Source organism: Vibrio sp. Y176, from assembly GCF_033438945.1.
In genome coordinates this window covers 1-533 of record NZ_JAWOQS010001112.1, presented here as the reverse complement: position 1 = coordinate 533, position 533 = coordinate 1, and the positions used below count along the sequence as shown (strand labels likewise).

The following is a 533-nucleotide window of genomic DNA, read 5'->3' as shown; positions in this document are numbered from 1 at the left end:
ATTGAAGGTATTATCATTAAATAAATGATAGTCGACGTCGTCATATTCGCAGAATAATTGCAGGTTATTTAATTTTCTCTCTAGCTCACTCGGCTGAAAATGTTTAATTTTATGCCAGAGATTTTCCGGACAGGATAAAAGAGTAAACGCATCAGATTGGAATAAATAAACAGCGGTGTGTTCGGAAAACCTTTTCCAAAATTGGGAGTCATAGTAATAACCGTTGTACGGTTTTTGACTGAGTTCAAACTGATTGCGCCAAGAGCAATCGATTTCTGCTGTTTTCGCAGATGATTTTATAAGCATCCCTACCTCTCTACCTTTGCAGTAGAAAATTATAACTATTTGTTTCGTAGGAACTTAGAAAAACATGAATTTGGCAAAATAATAACCAAACTTAGCGTCATACCTCACCAAAATGCGTATTGATTCACATAAACAACACGCATTCAATTAACTGCCTCACAAAAAATAGCTTAAGCCACATAAAATAAATGCTAAATACCAATTCTGTTTATTTATAGACGTAGTTT

Annotated in this window: 1 pseudogene; it reads right to left on the bottom strand. The window is 34.1% G+C overall.

Annotated elements, in window-relative coordinates:
* A pseudogene (locus tag R7O13_RS30485) lies at positions 1 to 306 on the bottom strand (amino acid acetyltransferase); the annotation flags it as partial.
* Between the last annotated feature and the right edge of the window lie 227 nt (positions 307 to 533).